Annotated in this window: 19 protein-coding genes; 11 read left to right on the forward strand and 8 right to left on the reverse strand. The window is 57.6% G+C overall.

The window, feature by feature from the left end:
* Positions 1 to 29 precede the first annotated feature (29 nt).
* Positions 30 to 1,289, forward strand: coding sequence for a cytochrome P450 (locus CB0205_RS0107650; RefSeq protein ID WP_010316163.1), 1,260 nt, complete (start codon positions 30 to 32; stop codon positions 1,287 to 1,289).
* Between the two features lie 699 nt (positions 1,290 to 1,988).
* Positions 1,989 to 2,201 (forward strand): hypothetical protein, encoded by a 213-nt coding sequence (locus CB0205_RS0107655; RefSeq protein ID WP_010316165.1) that lies wholly within the window; start codon positions 1,989 to 1,991, stop codon positions 2,199 to 2,201.
* 1,143 nt (positions 2,202 to 3,344) lie between these two features.
* Here CB0205_RS0107655 and CB0205_RS0107665 read toward each other — a convergent pair.
* Together CB0205_RS0107665 and CB0205_RS0107670 are read right to left on the reverse strand one after the other, a co-directional pair.
* Positions 3,345 to 3,611, reverse strand: a complete 267-nt coding sequence (locus tag CB0205_RS0107665) for a hypothetical protein (RefSeq protein ID WP_156797863.1) — start codon at positions 3,609 to 3,611, stop codon at positions 3,345 to 3,347.
* Positions 3,612 to 3,806: 195 nt separating this feature from the next.
* On the reverse strand, positions 3,807 to 4,091 hold the full coding sequence (locus tag CB0205_RS0107670) for a hypothetical protein (protein ID WP_010316168.1): 285 nt from the start codon (positions 4,089 to 4,091) through the stop codon (positions 3,807 to 3,809).
* Between the two features lie 346 nt (positions 4,092 to 4,437).
* On the opposite strand from CB0205_RS0107670, the gene CB0205_RS15935 reads away from it, so the two are divergent.
* Positions 4,438 to 4,962, forward strand: coding sequence for a hypothetical protein (locus tag CB0205_RS15935; RefSeq protein WP_156797864.1), 525 nt, complete (start codon positions 4,438 to 4,440; stop codon positions 4,960 to 4,962).
* 405 nt (positions 4,963 to 5,367) lie between these two features.
* A complete protein-coding gene (locus CB0205_RS0107680; protein ID WP_156797865.1) occupies positions 5,368 to 5,802 on the forward strand; it encodes a hypothetical protein in 435 nt (144 codons plus the stop codon).
* A gap of 50 nt (positions 5,803 to 5,852) precedes the next feature.
* Here CB0205_RS0107680 and CB0205_RS0107685 read toward each other — a convergent pair whose 3' ends face one another.
* The 3 genes from CB0205_RS0107685 to CB0205_RS0107695 are packed head-to-tail and all read right to left on the reverse strand — an operon-like array spanning position 5,853 to position 7,899.
* Entirely contained in the window at positions 5,853 to 6,182 is a 330-nt protein-coding gene (locus tag CB0205_RS0107685; RefSeq protein WP_010316174.1) for a hypothetical protein, read from the reverse strand.
* Positions 6,183 to 6,208: 26 nt separating this feature from the next.
* Positions 6,209 to 6,949 carry a fatty acid desaturase gene (locus CB0205_RS0107690; RefSeq protein ID WP_010316176.1) on the reverse strand — a complete coding sequence of 247 codons (741 nt, stop codon included), beginning with the start codon at positions 6,947 to 6,949 and terminating at the stop codon, positions 6,209 to 6,211.
* Complete coding sequence (locus tag CB0205_RS0107695) at positions 6,946 to 7,899, reverse strand: orange carotenoid-binding protein (RefSeq protein WP_010316178.1); 954 nt, start codon at positions 7,897 to 7,899, stop codon at positions 6,946 to 6,948. Before CB0205_RS0107695 ends, CB0205_RS0107690 begins: the two co-directional genes overlap by 4 nt.
* Positions 7,900 to 7,985: 86 nt before the next feature.
* On the opposite strand from CB0205_RS0107695, the gene CB0205_RS0107700 reads away from it, so the two are divergent.
* Positions 7,986 to 8,480 (forward strand): hypothetical protein, encoded by a 495-nt coding sequence (locus tag CB0205_RS0107700; protein WP_156797866.1) that lies wholly within the window; start codon positions 7,986 to 7,988, stop codon positions 8,478 to 8,480.
* Between the two features lie 634 nt (positions 8,481 to 9,114).
* Here CB0205_RS0107700 and CB0205_RS0107710 read toward each other — a convergent pair.
* The gene (locus tag CB0205_RS0107710; protein WP_010316186.1) at positions 9,115 to 9,345 is read right to left on the reverse strand and encodes a hypothetical protein; all 231 of its coding nucleotides are present in this window, start codon (positions 9,343 to 9,345) and stop codon (positions 9,115 to 9,117) included.
* Positions 9,346 to 10,039: 694 nt separating this feature from the next.
* Here CB0205_RS0107710 and CB0205_RS0107720 point away from each other — a divergent pair.
* The 6 genes from CB0205_RS0107720 to CB0205_RS14475 all read left to right on the forward strand — a co-directional run bounded on the left by CB0205_RS0107720 (position 10,040) and on the right by CB0205_RS14475 (position 15,844).
* Entirely contained in the window at positions 10,040 to 10,321 is a 282-nt protein-coding gene (locus tag CB0205_RS0107720; RefSeq protein WP_010316189.1) for a hypothetical protein, read from the forward strand.
* Positions 10,318 to 11,520: an integrase gene (locus tag CB0205_RS14460; RefSeq protein ID WP_232197265.1), complete on the forward strand. Its 1,203-nt coding sequence runs from the start codon at positions 10,318 to 10,320 to the stop codon at positions 11,518 to 11,520. The genes CB0205_RS0107720 and CB0205_RS14460 overlap by 4 nt, the downstream gene beginning before the upstream one ends.
* A 39-nt stretch (positions 11,521 to 11,559) precedes the next feature.
* Positions 11,560 to 11,784 (forward strand): hypothetical protein, encoded by a 225-nt coding sequence (locus tag CB0205_RS14465; RefSeq protein WP_010316193.1) that lies wholly within the window; start codon positions 11,560 to 11,562, stop codon positions 11,782 to 11,784.
* 256 nt (positions 11,785 to 12,040) lie between these two features.
* On the forward strand, positions 12,041 to 14,140 hold the full coding sequence (locus tag CB0205_RS0107735; RefSeq protein WP_043705729.1) for an alkyl/aryl-sulfatase: 2,100 nt from the start codon (positions 12,041 to 12,043) through the stop codon (positions 14,138 to 14,140).
* Between the two features lie 151 nt (positions 14,141 to 14,291).
* Entirely contained in the window at positions 14,292 to 14,507 is a 216-nt protein-coding gene (locus CB0205_RS14470; protein ID WP_010316197.1) for a hypothetical protein, read from the forward strand.
* 899 nt (positions 14,508 to 15,406) lie between these two features.
* The gene (locus CB0205_RS14475) at positions 15,407 to 15,844 is read left to right on the forward strand and encodes a Cache 3/Cache 2 fusion domain-containing protein (protein WP_010316199.1); all 438 of its coding nucleotides are present in this window, start codon (positions 15,407 to 15,409) and stop codon (positions 15,842 to 15,844) included.
* A gap of 87 nt (positions 15,845 to 15,931) precedes the next feature.
* On the opposite strand, the gene CB0205_RS0107750 is transcribed toward CB0205_RS14475, so the two are convergent.
* On the reverse strand, positions 15,932 to 16,510 hold the full coding sequence (locus CB0205_RS0107750; protein WP_010316201.1) for a carbohydrate porin: 579 nt from the start codon (positions 16,508 to 16,510) through the stop codon (positions 15,932 to 15,934).
* Positions 16,511 to 16,582: 72 nt separating this feature from the next.
* A partial coding sequence (locus CB0205_RS14480; RefSeq protein WP_010316202.1) for an IS481 family transposase occupies positions 16,583 to 17,221 on the reverse strand: 639 nt, incomplete at its 5' end.

Here is a 17,221-nt window from a genome sequence, read left to right on the forward strand (position 1 = left end):
AAGTTGATCGCCTGCGCGCGCCTGGGCCCATGCCTGTCAAGCCCCTGCCCAACACCGGTGCGGTGAGCGGCCTGAAGGAAACCCTTGATTTCTTCGGCGATCCGAGCTTTGCCCAGCGGCGTTTTGAGACCTATGGCGATGTCTTTGCCACCAAGCTGCTGACCCAGCCCATCGTCTTCATCCGAGGCGAACGGGCGATCAACGATCTCTTTCGCCAAGGCGAGTTACTTGAGGGCTGGTGGCCTGAGAGTGTCAAACAGCTGCTAGGCAGTCGTTCCCTCGCCAACCGCAGTGGAGCGGGTCATAAGGCCCGCCGGCGTGTGGTCGGTCAGCTGTTCTCCAGTGCAGCCCTAGCCCGCTACACCCCATCGATCTCGGGCCTGGTGGATGAGCTCGCAGAGGAGCTGACCTCGGCTGGTGGCCCAGTTCCCCTGGCCGGGAGGATGCGCCGCTTCGCCTTTGCCGTGATCGCCTCCACGGTGTTGGGGCTCGATCCGGATCGCCGTGACGCCCTGTTCGCTGACTTTGAGATCTGGACCAAGGCTCTGTTCTCGATTCCCTTGGCGATACCGGGCACACCCTTTGCCAAAGCCCTGGCAGCTCGCCAGCGGCTGCTGAAGCGCATCAAAGATGTCTTGAAGGAGGGCCGCAATCAAGGTGGCCTTGACCTCCTCAGTGGTGGCCTGGATGAGGCGGGGATTCCTCTGGAGGACGACGATCTGGCGGAGCAACTGCTGCTGCTGCTCTTCGCTGGTTACGAAACCACCGCGTCATCGCTGAGCTGCTTGTTTCGCGCCTTGCTGCTGCATCCGGAGGTGATGGATTGGCTGCAGAGCGATGTCATGGCCACGGGGTGGCCTGCGACCACAGCAGTGCAGTCACAAAAGCTGGATGCCACCGTGCTCGAGGTGATGCGGCAAACCCCGCCGGTGGGTGGGTTCTTTCGCCGCAGCCTGCAGGCGATTGAGCTGGCTGATGTGGCCGTGCCAGCGAACAGTGTGATCCAGGTGGCGCTCACTCCAACGGCGACCAGCAGCGGCACAGACCTGACGGAGTTCCGTCCGCAGCGCTATCTCGATGGTTCGTTTGGGCAAACACTGCTGCCCTTTGGCGGTGGCGAGAGGGTCTGTCTCGGTAAAGCCCTGGCCGAATTGGAAATTCGTTTGATGGTCGTTGGCTTGTTGCAGCAGGTTCAGCTGGAACTGGAGCCGGATCAAGATCTTTCGCTGCAGCTGGTTCCCAGTCCCATCCCACGGGGAGGCCTGATGGTGAGCGCAACAGCACGCTGACCCTCAGGTTCGAGTTGTTGGGGGCCATGTGGTGGGCCCCCGCTCGGACAGCGCTGTCTTCACCGCGCCTCCAACTCGGTTATGGCCTAGGTGGGGTTGCGGGTGCAATCCTCAGCGCCTGATCCGAGCAACTCCATAGCCAACGGCAAGGCCAACAGCACCGCTTGTCAGGCCGATCGCAAGGGTGCGTCGGTCTGCTTCACTCATTCGTCCAACGCTCATGACAGCGGATGCTCGGGCAATCCAGCAGCCGATGGGTTCATGAAAAGAACCAAGTCATCGCCACTTTTCCTGGCATCGGAACAGGGAGGCTGCAGATCCGAAGTATTAGTCTCTTCTGCTATTGGATTTGTCGTTGACGTCGTGTCGAAGGTTCGAAGATTGGATCGATCTCTAGGGGGAGCAACTCCTGCACGCTGAGCTGGACTATGTCTCCACTGGTTATTCTCTTGGGTTCATATGGACGCGGCTTTTGATCATAGTGTCGAGAAACTAGCGCTACATTGAGCAGCAATGCTGCAACCAGTGTGATCAGGAATGCTGACAGGCTCTTCACCATTTCTCGGTCTCACTTTTGGTACTAGCGTAGTGATTGGCGAGAGATAAAGGTGAAGTAGGTCTACGCCGCATTGCATCTGCTGGTGTCTGACGCATTTGTGCTGAAGAGGCTCCCTGTACTCCCTCAAGCACTGTTTACTGATGACTGAGGACAGCGGTGGTTCAGGTCAGGAATGCCACCTTTGGGGTCTGATGAACGAGTACATGATGCGCACTATCGACTCTGCATCGCACCGTGAGAAACAGCGGCAAATCGATGCTGTTGAATTTGCGATTGCGATGCACGGGCGCAAGTCTTGGACGACGGCTCATGACCAAACGGTTTTTGCCTACCTGAAGAAGCACCCACGTTGATCGCGAGGTCACTGCTCAGGCGACTCAGCAGCGGAGAGGCGGATCCCAAAAAGACGGGTGCCACCGGTCCGCCATTCTTTGCTCAGAAAAGAGGACGCCAGCTTTTGCATTCACTTCTGGTTAGCCGCTTAGTGGCTCAGGGATGTAGTTGGCTCTTTGTAGGCCTCAGGTCTTTCAGTCGACAGCAGTTCCCGTACTCGTCTACCGGGAACTCATGCAGCACATCACGGCTGTGTCCAGACACGATTCTGTAACTCCTTCCTGAAACCCAGCACCTGGCTTTTGTGGTGGTGTACGCATTCCACCAAGCGTGCCGCACCACCTCGTCGACCCATATTTGCCCTGCCGCGTCAAAACGCTGAACAATGATCATTGCTCTAGCTCGCGATGACTATTGACCAGGCTTCTACAGTTTTTGCACTTCCTCAAGCATTTTAAAGACCGGCTTCGGGATCGCTACACGTTTTGCAGGGCTGGGTGCTCGTGAGCGCAATGAATGAATTGACTTTCAAGATACTCCTATCAGTTATGTAGGTCACATTTGCTTGATTCCCATTGCCTTGCTGGGCTTTGAGTCCGCTGAACCCAGCCAGTCCAATCGCTTCTGCTGCCTCGTCCATTTGCTCTTCTGATCTCCATTTCGATCAGCAGAGGCTGCATCTCTCTTCGGCTTGAAAGTGGAAGACATCTAGCGATCGAGGAGCAATGGCTACCAAAAACAGTGTGATCCCCAGGACATGGGCGGTTTGCACGACTGCGCCCCTCTGTGATTCACGAGAGCGTTCACTCGACCTTCGTCACCTCAATGTGACCAAGTTCCACAAAGACGAAGCCGCATTAACTGGCTACACGCTGGACCGCTGGGATCTCCATGGCGTTCCTTGCGAGTGCTTGGAGTGCGTTGCCGACTATCAAGACCTGCTGCTGCTGCAGCCAGATCAGAACAGACGACGACTGAGAGAGTCGTCCTGACCATGGACAGGGAGGAGGCCTACACCCGATTACGTGCTGGCTGGGAGGTTGACCCACATCTCCTGGAGCCGATCGAAGGTGACTACGACAGCCCTCAGCGCAAGCGATTCATTCGTGGTCAGCAGAAGCCGGTTGATCGCTTAGGACTCAAGGCGCTCCCCGACCCAAGCGCTAGTTCTTGATCCAGATCCTGGAGAGGAGCCAGGCAAAGAGGCCGCAAGGAAGGGCGAACCCAATCATTGGGACAGCAGTGGCGACTGGAGCGGCCAACGCGCTCGGTAGCCAGGTGCCCAGGCTTGACTGCCAGTTACCGGTCGCTTCTGTGCAGAAGCTGGGTGCCAGGAACATCACCGGCACGAACATCGTCGAGAGCACGGAGGTGAGAACGATCTTCTGGGCATCGGTCATCGCCAGTCGTTCGCTCCCTGATGCAGTCATCCTCGCTCTGATCACCAACAGCCCCTCCGATTTCAAAAGAAAATGGAGCGGGAAGAGCAACTGCGTCAGGCAACAGCTCCCTGACCCATATCTCATGACCATGGGTGGAGCGATGCCATTCCCCGCTCGGACGCAGTGGGTCTGTGGTGCGCCTCCAGCTCGGTGATGGCCTAGGTGGGGCTAGGGGCGGAATCGTCAGCGCCTGATCCGACCAACTCCATAGCCAACGGCCAGGCCAATCGCTCCGCTTGTCAGGCCGATTGCAAGGGCGCGTCGGTCTACTTCGCTCATTCGCCCAACCGAGACCACTGCTACGGCACTGAGGACGAGGCCAATAACGGCAACGGCTATCGCGTCAAAGCTGCCTGCCTTCTGGTTCTTGTTGCTGGCCGTTTTGACAATCGCTTTGCGCTCGTGACCTTGTTCCTTGTCCAGTTCCCGCTGGAGATCGCGGATGTCTTTTTGAGGGTTCGTGCTCACGGGCTGCGTGGCCTGTGTGTGCTCCCAGCCTTGCGGTCCTCTGCTCAGATGGCAAGAGACTTGGAGAATTGGCGGCTCCTGCGTGCGCCGCGCTGGAACCAATCAAAGCGATCATCCTGCTAGAGCAGCAGTTGCTGACGCTCTGCACCCGTACAAGCAGCGTCGAGTTGTGACTCACCTACAAGACGTCCAAGGGTGAGCCCACCTCTGCGGAGTGGATGCTCCTGGAGGCTGAGGTTCGCAAAGCCAGACACAAGTCTTGGGAATGCATCGCATTTTCTCAGCAACCTGCGGGGCAATCGTCTCAGTGTGGCGACAGTGTTCAGTTTTTTGGTGCAGATCTGCTTTGGCTGCGGTAACCGGCGCTCAGCGTCAATTCTCACCAGTAGAACAAAAAGGTCCTTGCAGCTTTTGCATGAACTTTCTGAAAACAGCCTTGGCCATCTCCTTGATGGCCCCGACTCCTTTGCTCGCCTCTACCTCGGCTGAGATTAAAGCCACAGGAACGATCGCGACATTCTGCAATATCAGCAACCAAGGTGGTCCAATCGCAATGCAACCTTCGGCAGACGGTGACCGGCTGAGTGGCACTGGTTCTTATCGCTATGTAGCGAATGGCAATTCCAAGATCGTGTTGAGTGCCTTGCAGTTAAGTGCGCCTAAGGGTGCTGCTGCAGCGACTCCAAGTATTCAGCTTGCTTCGCTGGTCTCGAACAACTCTGGTAGTGCCTCAGCTTCTAGTGAGGAGTCTGGAGGTGTCATTCGTTCTGATGGCGCTATCGATACTTCCATTGTCGAGAACAATGGTGACGATCTTTTGACTGCTGGAGACTATGAGATCGAGGCCACGGCAACCTGTACCTCTCTCTGAATTAATGATTCGAGCGATTCTTCTTTTGATCGCAGTCCTGTGGTCTGGGCATGCCAATGCCCAGACCGCTTTTCTGGATAAGCGAGAGTTCAGCGCTAAGAGTGGACGGGTCAGAGTCAAACTTGGTGTGTCCCATGACTACAAGAAATCTGTGCGACTGACTGTGCGGCTCAAAGCTGCTGGAGTCGACGATCAGACGCCTGGATCGATTCTCGCCGAATCTGTAAGGATTGTGCCAGAAAAATTTAAAATACCGCGCAATAAGTTTAGGAATGTCTTGCTTACCTTTGAACCTGCTATCTCGACACGAACTCCTTACTTCGTATGTGTCATATACCAGCCAGTTGTAGAGCGCATCGATCGAAATGGTCGCGCTGGGGGTTCCATGCTCTTGGCTACGGAATCTTGCTCGCGCTTTTGGGTGGTCCCGTAAGAAGTGGTGAGCGGCTTGAGCTGGAAGATTTTTCTGTGTATGCCCCCCAGCCCAAGATTGAACTGGATCTTGACGATGGCAGTACGTGCTCTGTAACAGACCGATCCCCGGCGACTTTGGTTTTCTATGGCCGGCAACTCAACAGCTTGGCGCTCTCCAATAACACCAATAGCCTTGTTCTCTCCGATGGCAGCAATATTGGAACCCAGAGCGATCTCGGTGGCGGTGTGGCGCTAATGATCCCGCTTGGAGGAACAGGCTTTAAAAAAACGTGTTCGGGTCTGCTGAGGCTTCAGGAGGCCAGGGCCAAGATCGCCCTTGCTGAGCAATTACTTGAGTCGGGGCAGATCACTGAAGCCGAGATGAGCAAGGTTGTCTCCGGCCTGCGTGGACTATTGGGAATCTGATCTCGCCTTGGTGCGCCGGCCCAAGCAGGTCAACACGTTGCAAGTCTTGTTCAGAAGCGAGACATGGCCGAAATCTTGGCCAGCTTGTCGGCTGTGAGTCCTTCGAGCTCTTGAAGTTGCAGAAGCTCGTCTTTCACGAGGCTTGCAAAGACAAACAAGATCCCCTCCAGGCGGAAATCAAACCGGCCTTCGATGGTGTGGCGCTCGATGCTCAGAAAGTCATGCAGCGCCCAGACCGAGCTGACATCACCCAGGTTGGAGGCCTTTGATTGCACAGAGGCCACCAATTGCATGACGGCACGGTTGTAGGCCGTCTCAAAGGCAGCTCGAGCAATGGTCTGCTCGCTATCTGTCCAGCTGTCAGTCGCCGCTTCATTCATCTGGCCTGACCATGCTGTTTCAGACGCTACCGGAGCGGTTCTGCCACTGCGAGCGACCGGTGCATCGACCGGGCGGCCGGCAGTTCAAACCAGCTCAAGCCTGGGTTGTTGTGGTGTTCACGGTGATAGCCGAAGTGGAAGCAGGTCAGCAGAGACAGCCACGGCGGTAGGTCCAGGCTGATCGGCTGGGCTCGCCGTTCTGGCTGTCGTTGACACCGATGGGGCAGGAACGTGCCGAAGACGAACAGCTGTAGGGAGCTCAACAGCAATGGGAACGTCATGAAGAGCAGAACGCGCTCGATCGCGACCGCCAGAGGCACCTCGGCTGCCGTTACGGTCAGACCCAGGGTCAGTCCCCAACCAGCCAGTAACAGCAGCATCTGCCTGGTGCTCAGATAGCGCGCCAGGAACTGGCCATACCAACTGATGGCACTGCTCTCCAGGTCGTTTGGGAAATCGGGATCCTGGAGACTCCCCGGTGCACGGTGATGGCGCTGGTGTTGCCGTAAACACCCAGCAAACGGCAAGCCCGCATAAAGCAGCAGCGCAAAAGCACCCATGGCGTTGTTCCAGCGGCGGCGTCCTGGGACAAGCAGACCATGCATGGCGTCATGGGCCACGATGAACAGCCCGGTTTGCAGCTGGGTGCGCAGAAGGACCAACACCACCAAAAGCCAAAGAGGGGCTTGGGTTGTGTTGGCCTCCAGTGCCAGGGCCAGGGAGAGTCCCCAGCCCAAGATCAAGCCTCCGTTGAGCAGCAGGCTCAACGGGCGAACTTGAGCAGATCGGCCGGTGATGCGAGCAGGTCAATCGCCACGAAGTAGATCTTTCCTTCGGGGTTGAGCAGAAAGCGCCAGGCCACGTTCATACCGATGCCGGCACCGAACCAGGGGGTCTGCACTTTGCCGGTCACCTTGATCTGGGTGAACCCGTCGTTAGTGGGTTCGGCGTAGCCACGCTCAGGCAGAAGCCTGAGGTTCTGGCAGTCCTCGCGGAAGAAACGCAGGATCGCATCGGTGCCCACGATCGGCTTTTGGAACGGAGCCTGAAGAGCGCCGTCGGGCAGGAACAGCTGGATCAGGTTGTCAAAGTCGTTGGCGTTGAGCAGATCCATGTAGCTGTTCACCGTGGGGTTGATCACCCCCTCGATGAACACCTTCTTGCGCTGCTCTTCCGGTGTGGGAGGAGCAACGGGCTCCATGACCCGCTGACCTTCGCCCTTGGCTGGATCGAAGCCCATGTCCACCACGAAATTGCGCAGCAAGGTGATTTGCTGGCCCTGTTCAACACCCTTGAGGGAGTTGAGGACGGCGGAGGCGTTGGCTGAGAGCTGATAGTCCTCCGGGATCGGAGCCACCTGACCGGCAGCCATCCACTCACCGAGCTGATACCAGAAGCCCAGCTTGATATTGACCGACCAGGTCGCATAGGTCCGGCCGATCTCCGTATCGCTGCGGTTTGCCAGATCACACATCACCTGGCTCTGCTCCAGGAAGCCCATCGCCTTGATGTCGTTGAGGATGCGCTCCGCAAACTGCATCCGGGCGGCAGCGGGGGCAGCCACCGTGATCGTTGTGCCCATCTGGAGATAGGCGTACCAAATCAGGGCGAGCTGATCTTCTGCGCTCAGTAGCGCAAAGCGTGCTGTGATCGCAGGAACAACATCAGCCGAACGTGTCTCCGGGAAGATCTGGGCAGCTTTTTCAAGCGTGAACATGCCGAGCAATCCCGTTGTAAAGGAATATTTCGAACTGTAGGGAGCTGTTCGCGCTTTCTGGCTGAAGCGTTGTAACAGCTGTGCTTGTGGCGCTGTTTTGCCGCTTCCTGATCCGATGCCCCTTCCGTTTCTTGGTTGGTCAAGAAACCAGAGGTGGGACGTTCAGGATCAAGGCAGCGATCAAGCGCTCCCCAAGCATCCGCGCCACCAACTGGACACTCGGTGGCTGCGAAGAGCGCTACAGCTTGTCGCTGGCCTCTGTTGGCGGTGACGAAATGCGGGAAGACAGGCGTGAGCTTCGTCAGAAGATCCTTGATCACCTCACCCGGGACGACGATTGGCAGATGCCTCTGGCTCTTGCAAGTGCAGTCGGTTCGACTGACGAGGTTGTCCGTCGGCACGTCAATGTGCTGTTCGGGGAGAGCTTGATCACTCGGCAGCGGGGGCAGCTTGATGGAAGAGGAGCGTCCATGGCTTTGTGCGCGGAACCCCTCGAGCTGTGTTTTGTCCTGCTCAAGGTGTGCGGGCTTTCCCTCTGCACCCTGATCCCCTTAGGTAGGGAAAATCCAACGAGCACATAGGTAGCCGTACCCATGGCAACGTCTACTGGCGCCGCTTCTATTCACCCGTAATACTGCGGACAACTGGGTAAGGGAAGACACGGCCGGGGGTGGGACTCCGGCTTTTTACTGCGTGGACTTTCAGCTCTTGGTGACGTGATCCCAAAGTCTTCCTGTCAATTTCCCCAAACGCCGAACGGTTGATCGAATTTGTGCGCCCACCACACCACATCAGGGTTCCGTGTACCGCATCGAAGTCCTCACACACCAGGGCTGGAGTCAGACAGAGGAGCACGAACAGCGCGAGCTTGCCGAATTACAGGCCATGCTCAAAAGCAAGGCAGATGGACAGACCTATCGCGTCACAAGCTCCGGGTTGAGCACTCTGTGCCTCTTCACTAGGAGCGGTTCGAGCTTCTGGGACCTAGATTCAACAGCGGCAGCGTGATGGCGCGTTCGGCAGGTGAGCGACCAGTTGGGCCGTACGAGTGAGTCTCCCTGACAGTGGTCCTTGGATCTGCCGTTGATGAGGTGATGGTTGTTCCCTAGGGGTATCGATAGCCAGGCGGAATTGGACGGGACTTCTGGATTCCGTTACGCCGTCTGTGTTATCTCCCCTGAGGAGGGATCTGGGGCCGGCGAAGCGGCTGGCGGGTTAGGGCTTGGCGCAGCCTCGGGGATAAGGAAGTCGTGCTCCAGGCCCAACGCAAATTGCATTGCTGAACTCGCCCTCTTCAAGCAAGAAGCTGAAGCCGTAGTCCCGCTGCATCCAGACCTGGCCTGTGTTCAACTCGCGCATCTTCAGCGCACCAAGTGAGTCCCGGTTTTGGCTGATCGGCAGCAAGGTGAAGATCGGGCCGTCTCCATGGGCGAACTCAACCTTCATGCTCTGCGGAATGTCGCCAACGAGGCTGACGGCACACCAAGAGGGGAAAGAATTGATGGTGCAAGGAGTCTTGTAGTGGTCTGTGCGTTGCGGTGGTCGCTCGTCTCTCTGAGCCAGCGCTGGGGCAGCAACCAGCACCCCGGCAAGGAGTGCTAGCGCCGATGTAGTGAGCTTCTGGGTGACCATCTCTCAGTCGTTCTTGGCGCCAGGTTCGCCTTCATGCAGGACGGCCATCACGTTGCAGCCTGGGAAGAGATCCTGTCCAAAAGCTCTGGCCTCCTCAGCACTCGCTGCGTGGACCAACGTCCCGACTATCTCGCCCTTAGAGAGCTCAACAGCCAAGTTGAACAGCTTGCCCACGGATTTCTCTCTTACACCCCGGCTTAGCCACGGATCGGGCAAACGGGGGGATGACGATGGCCAGAGGCTCTTGTCGGTGAAATGTGCCTAGGTCGTGGTGTTCACGCCTAAGTCCCACTGCAAGGCATCGCTCTTTCTGAATCGGGGCGACAGGATTCGAACCTGCGACCTAGTGCTCCCAAAGGGACTGGTCATTCAACGCAAATACTGGGAATCTCAGTCGCTAAGCCAGTTTTGGCCTTGTATGGGGCGGCGAGGGTCGGCATCGAACGGCACGGAGGTATTGCCTTTTACACGGGTAACCGTGTAGAAATGACCTAGTGCTCCCAGCGCCGTGCAAAAACTCCTCCCCCTGCTGGTACTGCCGTTCCTTGTTGGCTGCGGCGCTAGTCCCAAGCAAGCCAACGACCAGCTGTATGCGGAGTTCTTTGCTGCGGAGCAGCAAGCCTCTGAAGGGCTCAAGACGCTGCGCACCCGATATGGAGGGTCAGAGTTCGCCGCAATGGACAGACGCCATGCACGCTTCCTCGGCTGCATGGTCGACAAGCGAAAGGCGGCTGATTCGTTCCCCGCAGCGGTCACTGCTTGCCGCATCGAGAGCGAGGCAGGCAAATGACCACATCACCTGATTGGGCCACCCAATTACGCAAGGCCGTCCGCGTACAGGTCGGACGTGGCTGGCTCGTGATGCCTGATTGCGGGCGTATGCGGCTACAGCTCCGCGTTGAAGGGCTCAAGACGCAGTCCATGAATCTCCCCTACGCCTGGGAAGAGGCCAACTGGGTGGACGCCCTGCAGCACATCAAGGTGATCGCCAAGGCGTACGCCTCTGGTGGTGTTGACCTCAGAGGTGCAGCCAAGCTCGCCGCGGTGGTGCGCTCTGATCACAGCACCGACTGGGATGAGGCCGCCGACGCCTATCGCCAGCACAAGCAGCGCGTCTCTGATCGCACCTGGCGCGCTAAATACACGCCCGTCTTCGAGGCAGCCTTCAAAGCACTGGCCAGCAAGAAGGCCCCGACTAATGGCACGGACCTCTGCGACATGGCCCTGGCGCAATGGGCACCAGGCACCCGCCAACGCCAAATCATGCGCCAATCCCTCAGCGGCTTTCTCCGCTATTGCGTCGAGCGCCGCAAGTTCAAGTCGTGCTGGCTGCCGCCCTCATCCGTGGATGGCGAATACGTCAACGAGAAGCGCATTGGCTACCCCTTGACCGACGCGCAGGTGCTGCGCCTCATCGAGGCCATGCCCGATAGCAAGGCGGGCGATCGTTGGCGCTTTGCCCTGCAGCTGATGGCCGTCTATGGCCTGCGCCCTGAAGACCTCCGCTACCTCGTCACCCGTAACGGCGGCACCGAGTTGTGGTCCACCTATTGCAAGAGCAAAGGCGGGAAGAAAGGAGCCCGCACGGCTGAGCGTCGCCTCTACCCGCTGCTGGTGAATGACGTTGACGGCCCCGTGGATTGGAGCCTGCTGCAGCGCGTGCACCTCGGGGAGGAGCTGCCGCCACTGGGGCAGCCAGGCAAGGCAGGCGAGGCGATCCGCACGTTCTTGAAGCGTCAGCCCACTTGGCAGTCAATCGCTGCTGAGGCCGCTGCTGAGGGCCAAGAGCTGGTGCCGTACAGCTTCCGCCATCGCTACAGCGCGACTGGGCACGGGCGTGGTCTGCAGCCCAAGCAGATGGCTGATGCCATGGGCCACAGCCTTGAGGTGCACATGGGCAACTACGCCCGCTTCATGACGCGCGACCTGGCCAGCGCCTTTGATGTAGCCAATGGGGGGACGCCTGCACTTGTCTCTGTAGGGGTCTGAGGTGATTTCACCTAGGGTCACCGCACTCTCAAAAGGTTGATGCGCCTGATTCAGCTGCTCGCCATCGTGCTGCTCGCTGCTCCTGCCTTCGCTCAGGACGGGCAGGTCTACTTCCGCCGGAAGGGCAATCAGCCGTTCATCGGACCTAACACCGAGCTGAAGCCCACCAACTGCAAGACCGCAGACGACGGGACCATCAGCTGTGACGTTCAAATCCAGAACCCCACCGACCCAAGCACCCGCTACAGAACCCAGCAGCAGTAGACGCCACTCAAGGTCGTTCGCCCGGGAGGCTCTAGTAGCAGGAGGGGCTTTGGGTGCGGGGGACGCGAGCGAGACTGTTCTCTGGCGGTGACCATGGCCGTTCTCCATGGTTAGGTTCAGATCCGGCAACCTCTGCGTCTTGACCACGTTTAACCAAAGCCTGCCCTCTGGGCAGCGGTGGTTAAACATTGCATGGCCAACCTGGCCATGCCGCATGGCGACGCCTCCCCAGATAGCTCTAGACGAAGGAGACCCCATGGCACGCCTTCCCTCGATCACCAGGGCAGCATTGATCGCGACGTCGACGTTGATGTGGGCGATTCCTGTCTGGGCGGGAGGTGGTGGCAGTGTCCTCTTGGCGGATCCCTCCAAGCACTTTGATGCAAAGGGCAAGGAGCCCTCGGTCTTCACGATCGAACTCCAAAATGGCGTGCGCGCCACCCTGCCGTTCAATGATCAACGGGATTTCGAGGAGGCCAAGAAGGGCTTCATCTCTGCGCCGTCCTACAAGCGAATCATGGCCGAGGCCGGGAACGTCGCCTGGGACATGGAGAGCTATGAGTGGTTGCTGAACGGCACAAGGTTCGACACCATTCATCCCTCACTGCAGCGCCAGGCCATCCTCAACATGGCTTACGGCTTGTATGAGGTCGTTCCCGGCAAGATTTATCAGGTTCGCGGCTTCGATCTGGCCAATATCAGTTTTATCAAGAGCGATTCTGGCTGGATTGTCTTCGATCCCCTCACTGCTAAGGAGACTGCTGCTGCCGCGCTGGCCTTCATCAATGAGAAGCTCGGTGCGCGTCCAGTGGTTGCTGTTGTCTACTCCCACTCCCATGGCGATCATTTTGGCGGAGTCCGTGGGGTTATCAACGAAGAAGATGTAAAGAGCGGCAAGGTGAAGGTGATCGCTCCCGTCGGATTCATGGAGCACGCCGTAGCAGAGAACGTCTATGCCGGCAACGCGATGACCCGTCGCATGTTTTACCAGTATGGAGTTCTGCTGCCGCGCAGTCCCTATGGTCATGTGGACCAGGCCATCGGCAAGAACACTGCCGCTGGCAATCTCGGACTGATTGCTCCCAGTGTCACCATCAGTAAGCCCTTCGAGGAGCTGACGATCGATGGCGTAAGGATGGTGTTTCAGAACACCCCGGGTACTGAAGCGCCTGCCGAGATGAACACCTGGTTTCCAGATATGAAGGCATTCTGGGCCGCGGAGAATATCGTTGGTTCCATCCACAACATCTATACACTTCGTGGTGCTGCCGTGCGCGATGCCCTGAAGTGGTCAAAAGGGATCAATGAGGCGCTGTACCGCTTCGGCGGACAGGCCGACGTGATGTTTGCTTCCCATAGTTGGCCCCGCTGGGGTAATGATCGTGTTCAAGAGGTGATGCGTACGCAGCGCGATGCCTATGCCCACCTCAATAACCACGTGCTGCACTTGGCTAATCAGGGCGTCACCATCAACGAGATTCACAATGTTTACAAGTTGCCAAAGTCCCTGGAGCAGAATTGGGCAGCTCACAGTTATCACGGCTCCGAGCCCCATAACAGTCGCGCTGTGATTAACAAGTACCTCGGCTATTGGGATGCTAACCCGGCCACTCTGATGCCACTTTCGCCGCGTGATTCCGCGCCACTTTATGTGGAAATGATGGGCGGCTCAGAGAGGATAATCTCAAAGGGACAGGATCTATACGATCAGGGAAAGTATCTGTACGCCGTAGAGATACTCAATAAACTAGTTTTTGCTGAGCCCAATAATCAGCCTGCGAAAGACCTCCTTGCCGATGTTTATGAGCAGATCGGTTATCAGCGTGAGAGCACTGGCACCCGCAATAGCTTCCTCGCTGGCGCTTATGAGCTGCGCAACGGCATTCCCAAAGGAGCCTCGCCTAAGGCTTCGGGGCCGGACATGATCCGAGCAATGTCGACCGATCTCTGGCTTGATTTTCTGGGCATCCGTCTGGATGGCTCAAAGCTGGCCGGTCAGAGGTTTGTAATGAACCTGATCACTCCTGACAACGGTGAAAGGTATGTCGTTGAGTTGAGCAACAGCACGTTGACCAACATCAAGGGTCAACAGGCTAGGCATCCCGACTTCACGATCACTATCAACCGCTCAGACCTAGAGACGGTGATGATGGGTCAGGTGACGCTCGACGAGCAAGTCAAAACTGGCAAAGCCAAGCTCGTGGGTAATCGTAAAGGTTTTGATCAGATCCGCCGGGCTCTGGTTTGGTTCAACATGGGGTTTGAAGTGCTGCCTGGTACTGGCGGCACGTCACTGACAGCTCCCAAGGATCCGTTCCAGCAGCCGTCGCCCGCGGTGAACACTCTCACCGATTGATGGCACTCGCCCTGGTCAGTGCCCCTCAACGCCATTCATCGGACGGTGGAGATCAGCATCCTCGGCAGGGCATTCTGAGCCGAAGGGATGCTTAAGCCCCACCAAGCTCATCGCTTTTGCGGTTACCAGCAAAGTGTGCTGCCTGAGTGCGATGGGGAACGACCTGCCTCCAGTTTTTGAGACAGAGACTGGCTTTACGGTCGAGATCTCAGGCGACGACTGGTACCGGGTTTGCGATCCAGAACGGGTTTGCGTGGAGGTGAATGGGCTTCGCCGCGCCTATGAGGCGATCAAGGAGCGTGAACTGGAGTTGTTGCTGCTTCGAACCGGAGAATGTGGCGACACGAATTCCGGATTGGACCAATGACGGCAACTGGTAGGGCAATCCGGTTCATCGTTTTGATCGTGTTCATTACGCTATTTGTCGCAGTGACTCGAAATGAACCGCGGGTTAACAGCACAGTTCCATCTGCAGGTGGCGGGCTCCCCGCGTCTGGGATGGGAAGCCCGAGGCCCGGTATGAGAAGCCTTGGTTTCTGAAGGGTTTAAAGAGAGGAAAGCCGCTCCTTCTCGGTGGAAGAGACGGCCTTCCTGGATCGTTCATGCATTGGACGTACCCATTGCTTGATGCAAGAAAGAGATGGTTGGAGCTTCTGATCTCGACGCCTGGGGCCGAGCTTCCAGTTGGCGGGCCTTCTTACTTCTTAGGGCACCTCACTGGGTTCGAATAGAGTGCCCCCCCGGCAGAGCCAGGACTTATGACGTGCTCTTGGTGGATGAGAAAAATCTGTAGAGCAGGGGTCTGCAATCAGCTAGCTCACTGATGCTTCTCAGGTGGAGTTTCTTTCAAAACGCCTCCGAGGAGGAAGTCATCACACGGCAAAAGCTGCGCTCGGTTTATCGAAAGATGTCATGGCGATGGCCGCCAGGGCAATGTCGTAGTCGACCAGCTCATGAAACAGCCCAGGGTCCTTCTGTCGGCCTTTCGATGCCTGCAGAGGCTAGGAGTATTTGCTCAGGAAGATAAGGTTATTTTGTGAATCTCTCTATAGCAGCTGAATCTTTATGGCTTGGCTGTTTAACGTCGGGATGACTGCGTTCGATGCCGGGATGGTGTCGCGCCGTTATTTCTCGCAATTATGATGGGTCTGAATGAGACGCAAATCCTTTCTGATTGGCTTGCTGGTTTTTGCAGCTGGGACTCCCACACTCGTTTCTGCCTCAGGAGTGCCTCCCGCTTAAGCTGACCTCAGGATCTCGACCTCCATGGCCAAGCTAATAACTATGGCGTCTCAACTGGGCTCCCCAAGGCTAGATGGAAGGGCTGCTGTTGCAGGGAAGGATGCGCCGGCTCTCTATTTCGGATCGACACTCATCAACAACCGTTTTGGCCTTGTCGATACTATTAGTAAAGAGGATGGCAAGGGAATGACTGCGACGTTCTTTGCCAAGAACAACGGTGAATACATTCGCGTATCTACGAGTGTGCCGAAGCCGGATGGCACGGGACGAGCGACTGGCACAATCCTCAATCCGACCGGCGAGGTGATTGCGGCCATACGGGAGGGCATGCCCTTCTACGGCGAAGGCACGATTCTCGGTGTCCCCTATACCACCGGTTATGCCTTTCAGGGACGCGACTGGTCGAGTCATAGGGATCTATTATGTCGGCTATCGGAAATAACGCTGACTTCGAGGTCGTAGGGCCTGCCCCTGCTTGATGGCCCTCGGCCTTGTCAGCCATCGTCCTGTTGCTTGGTTCAGTAGGTGAGAAGTCTCGGTCTCGCTTTATCAGAACTTGAAGGTGGTTTTGATTAGGCCGCCAAACACATTGTTGGTGCCGTCGTAGCCGCCGCTAGTGGTTACACGACCGCCCATCCCCTGGTAGTTGCTGATGTAGTAAAGCGCCGGGGTGACGGTGATGTTGTCGGTCACCTGGAACTTGTACCACCACTCCCACATGTAGTTGGAGTCCAAAGGGGTGTTCGTGCTATCAGCAAAAAATCCAGTAAAAGCAGCAAAATTACCATTACCTGTGCTGGTGATGAACGGAGCCTGGCCGACGGCCATACCCAGATCGTTGCCTTTCACGAAGGTGTCAGGCCACTGAAGGCCGAGATACCAGGAGTTGGCCTTGGCCCAGCGCTCGCTCTGCCAGAAATTGTTCTGAAGAGCACTCACGCCCCAACCAGTGCTGACGGAAGGGATCAAGCCACTCTTCCCAGGAACCCAATAGCCGCTGACGCCGACATTATAGCTTGTACCGGTGTTGGCGGCGGAGTCTGCTGCCAGGGAGGTGCCGATGGACAGAGGCATGTTCTGGCTGTAGGCGTAGGCAGCCGCCAGGCCCCATGCACTGCCGCCGATCACAGGGAACTTGCCACCGGAGTAACCAACTTGAGTGACGGAGGTGCTGCTAGATGTTGTGTCTCACCACGTTGATCAGCAGAGCAGCTCGTTAAGCCGCTGCTGAGGGGATCGGCCGCCGAGGGCTGAGTGCTTCCTGAGCCGGTTATAGATCGAGAGGTATCGCGGCAGCCAGTGGTCGCGTTCCTGGGAGTTCTGGAAAGCCATCGCATAGGCCCATTCCTTGCAGAGGGTCTGGATAAATCGCTCGGCCTTTCCGTTGGTGCGGGGCGTGTCAGGCCTGGTGCGGATGTGCTTGAGGCCAAGGGCCTTGCAGGCCTTGTCAAAGCTTCGTGAGAGGTAAGCGGGACCGTTATCCGACATCACTTGGCGGCACTCCACGCCCTTGCCGTTGAACCAGGCCACTGCTCTGCTCAGGAAGCCGATCGCTGTCGCCTGCTGCTCGTCCGCCAGAACCTCCACGTAGGCCAGTCGAGTGGCATCGTCGATTGCGACGTGGACTCGGTCGTAGCCGACGCCGGCAGAGCGCCCCTGCTGACGGTTGCCGGTGATGCGGTGGCCGACCCTGCGAAAGCGGGCAAGCTTTTTGACGTCGATATGGATGAGGTCGCCCGGCTTCTCGCGCTCGTAGCGCTGCACTGGAGGTTTGGGCTCGAGATTCCGCAACCGCCCGAGTCCAAGGCGGTTGAGCACCCTGGCCACGGTGGAGAAGGG

The sequence above is a fragment of the Synechococcus sp. CB0205 genome (assembly GCF_000179255.1).
Taxonomy (GTDB): Bacteria; Cyanobacteriota; Cyanobacteriia; order PCC-6307; family Cyanobiaceae; genus Vulcanococcus.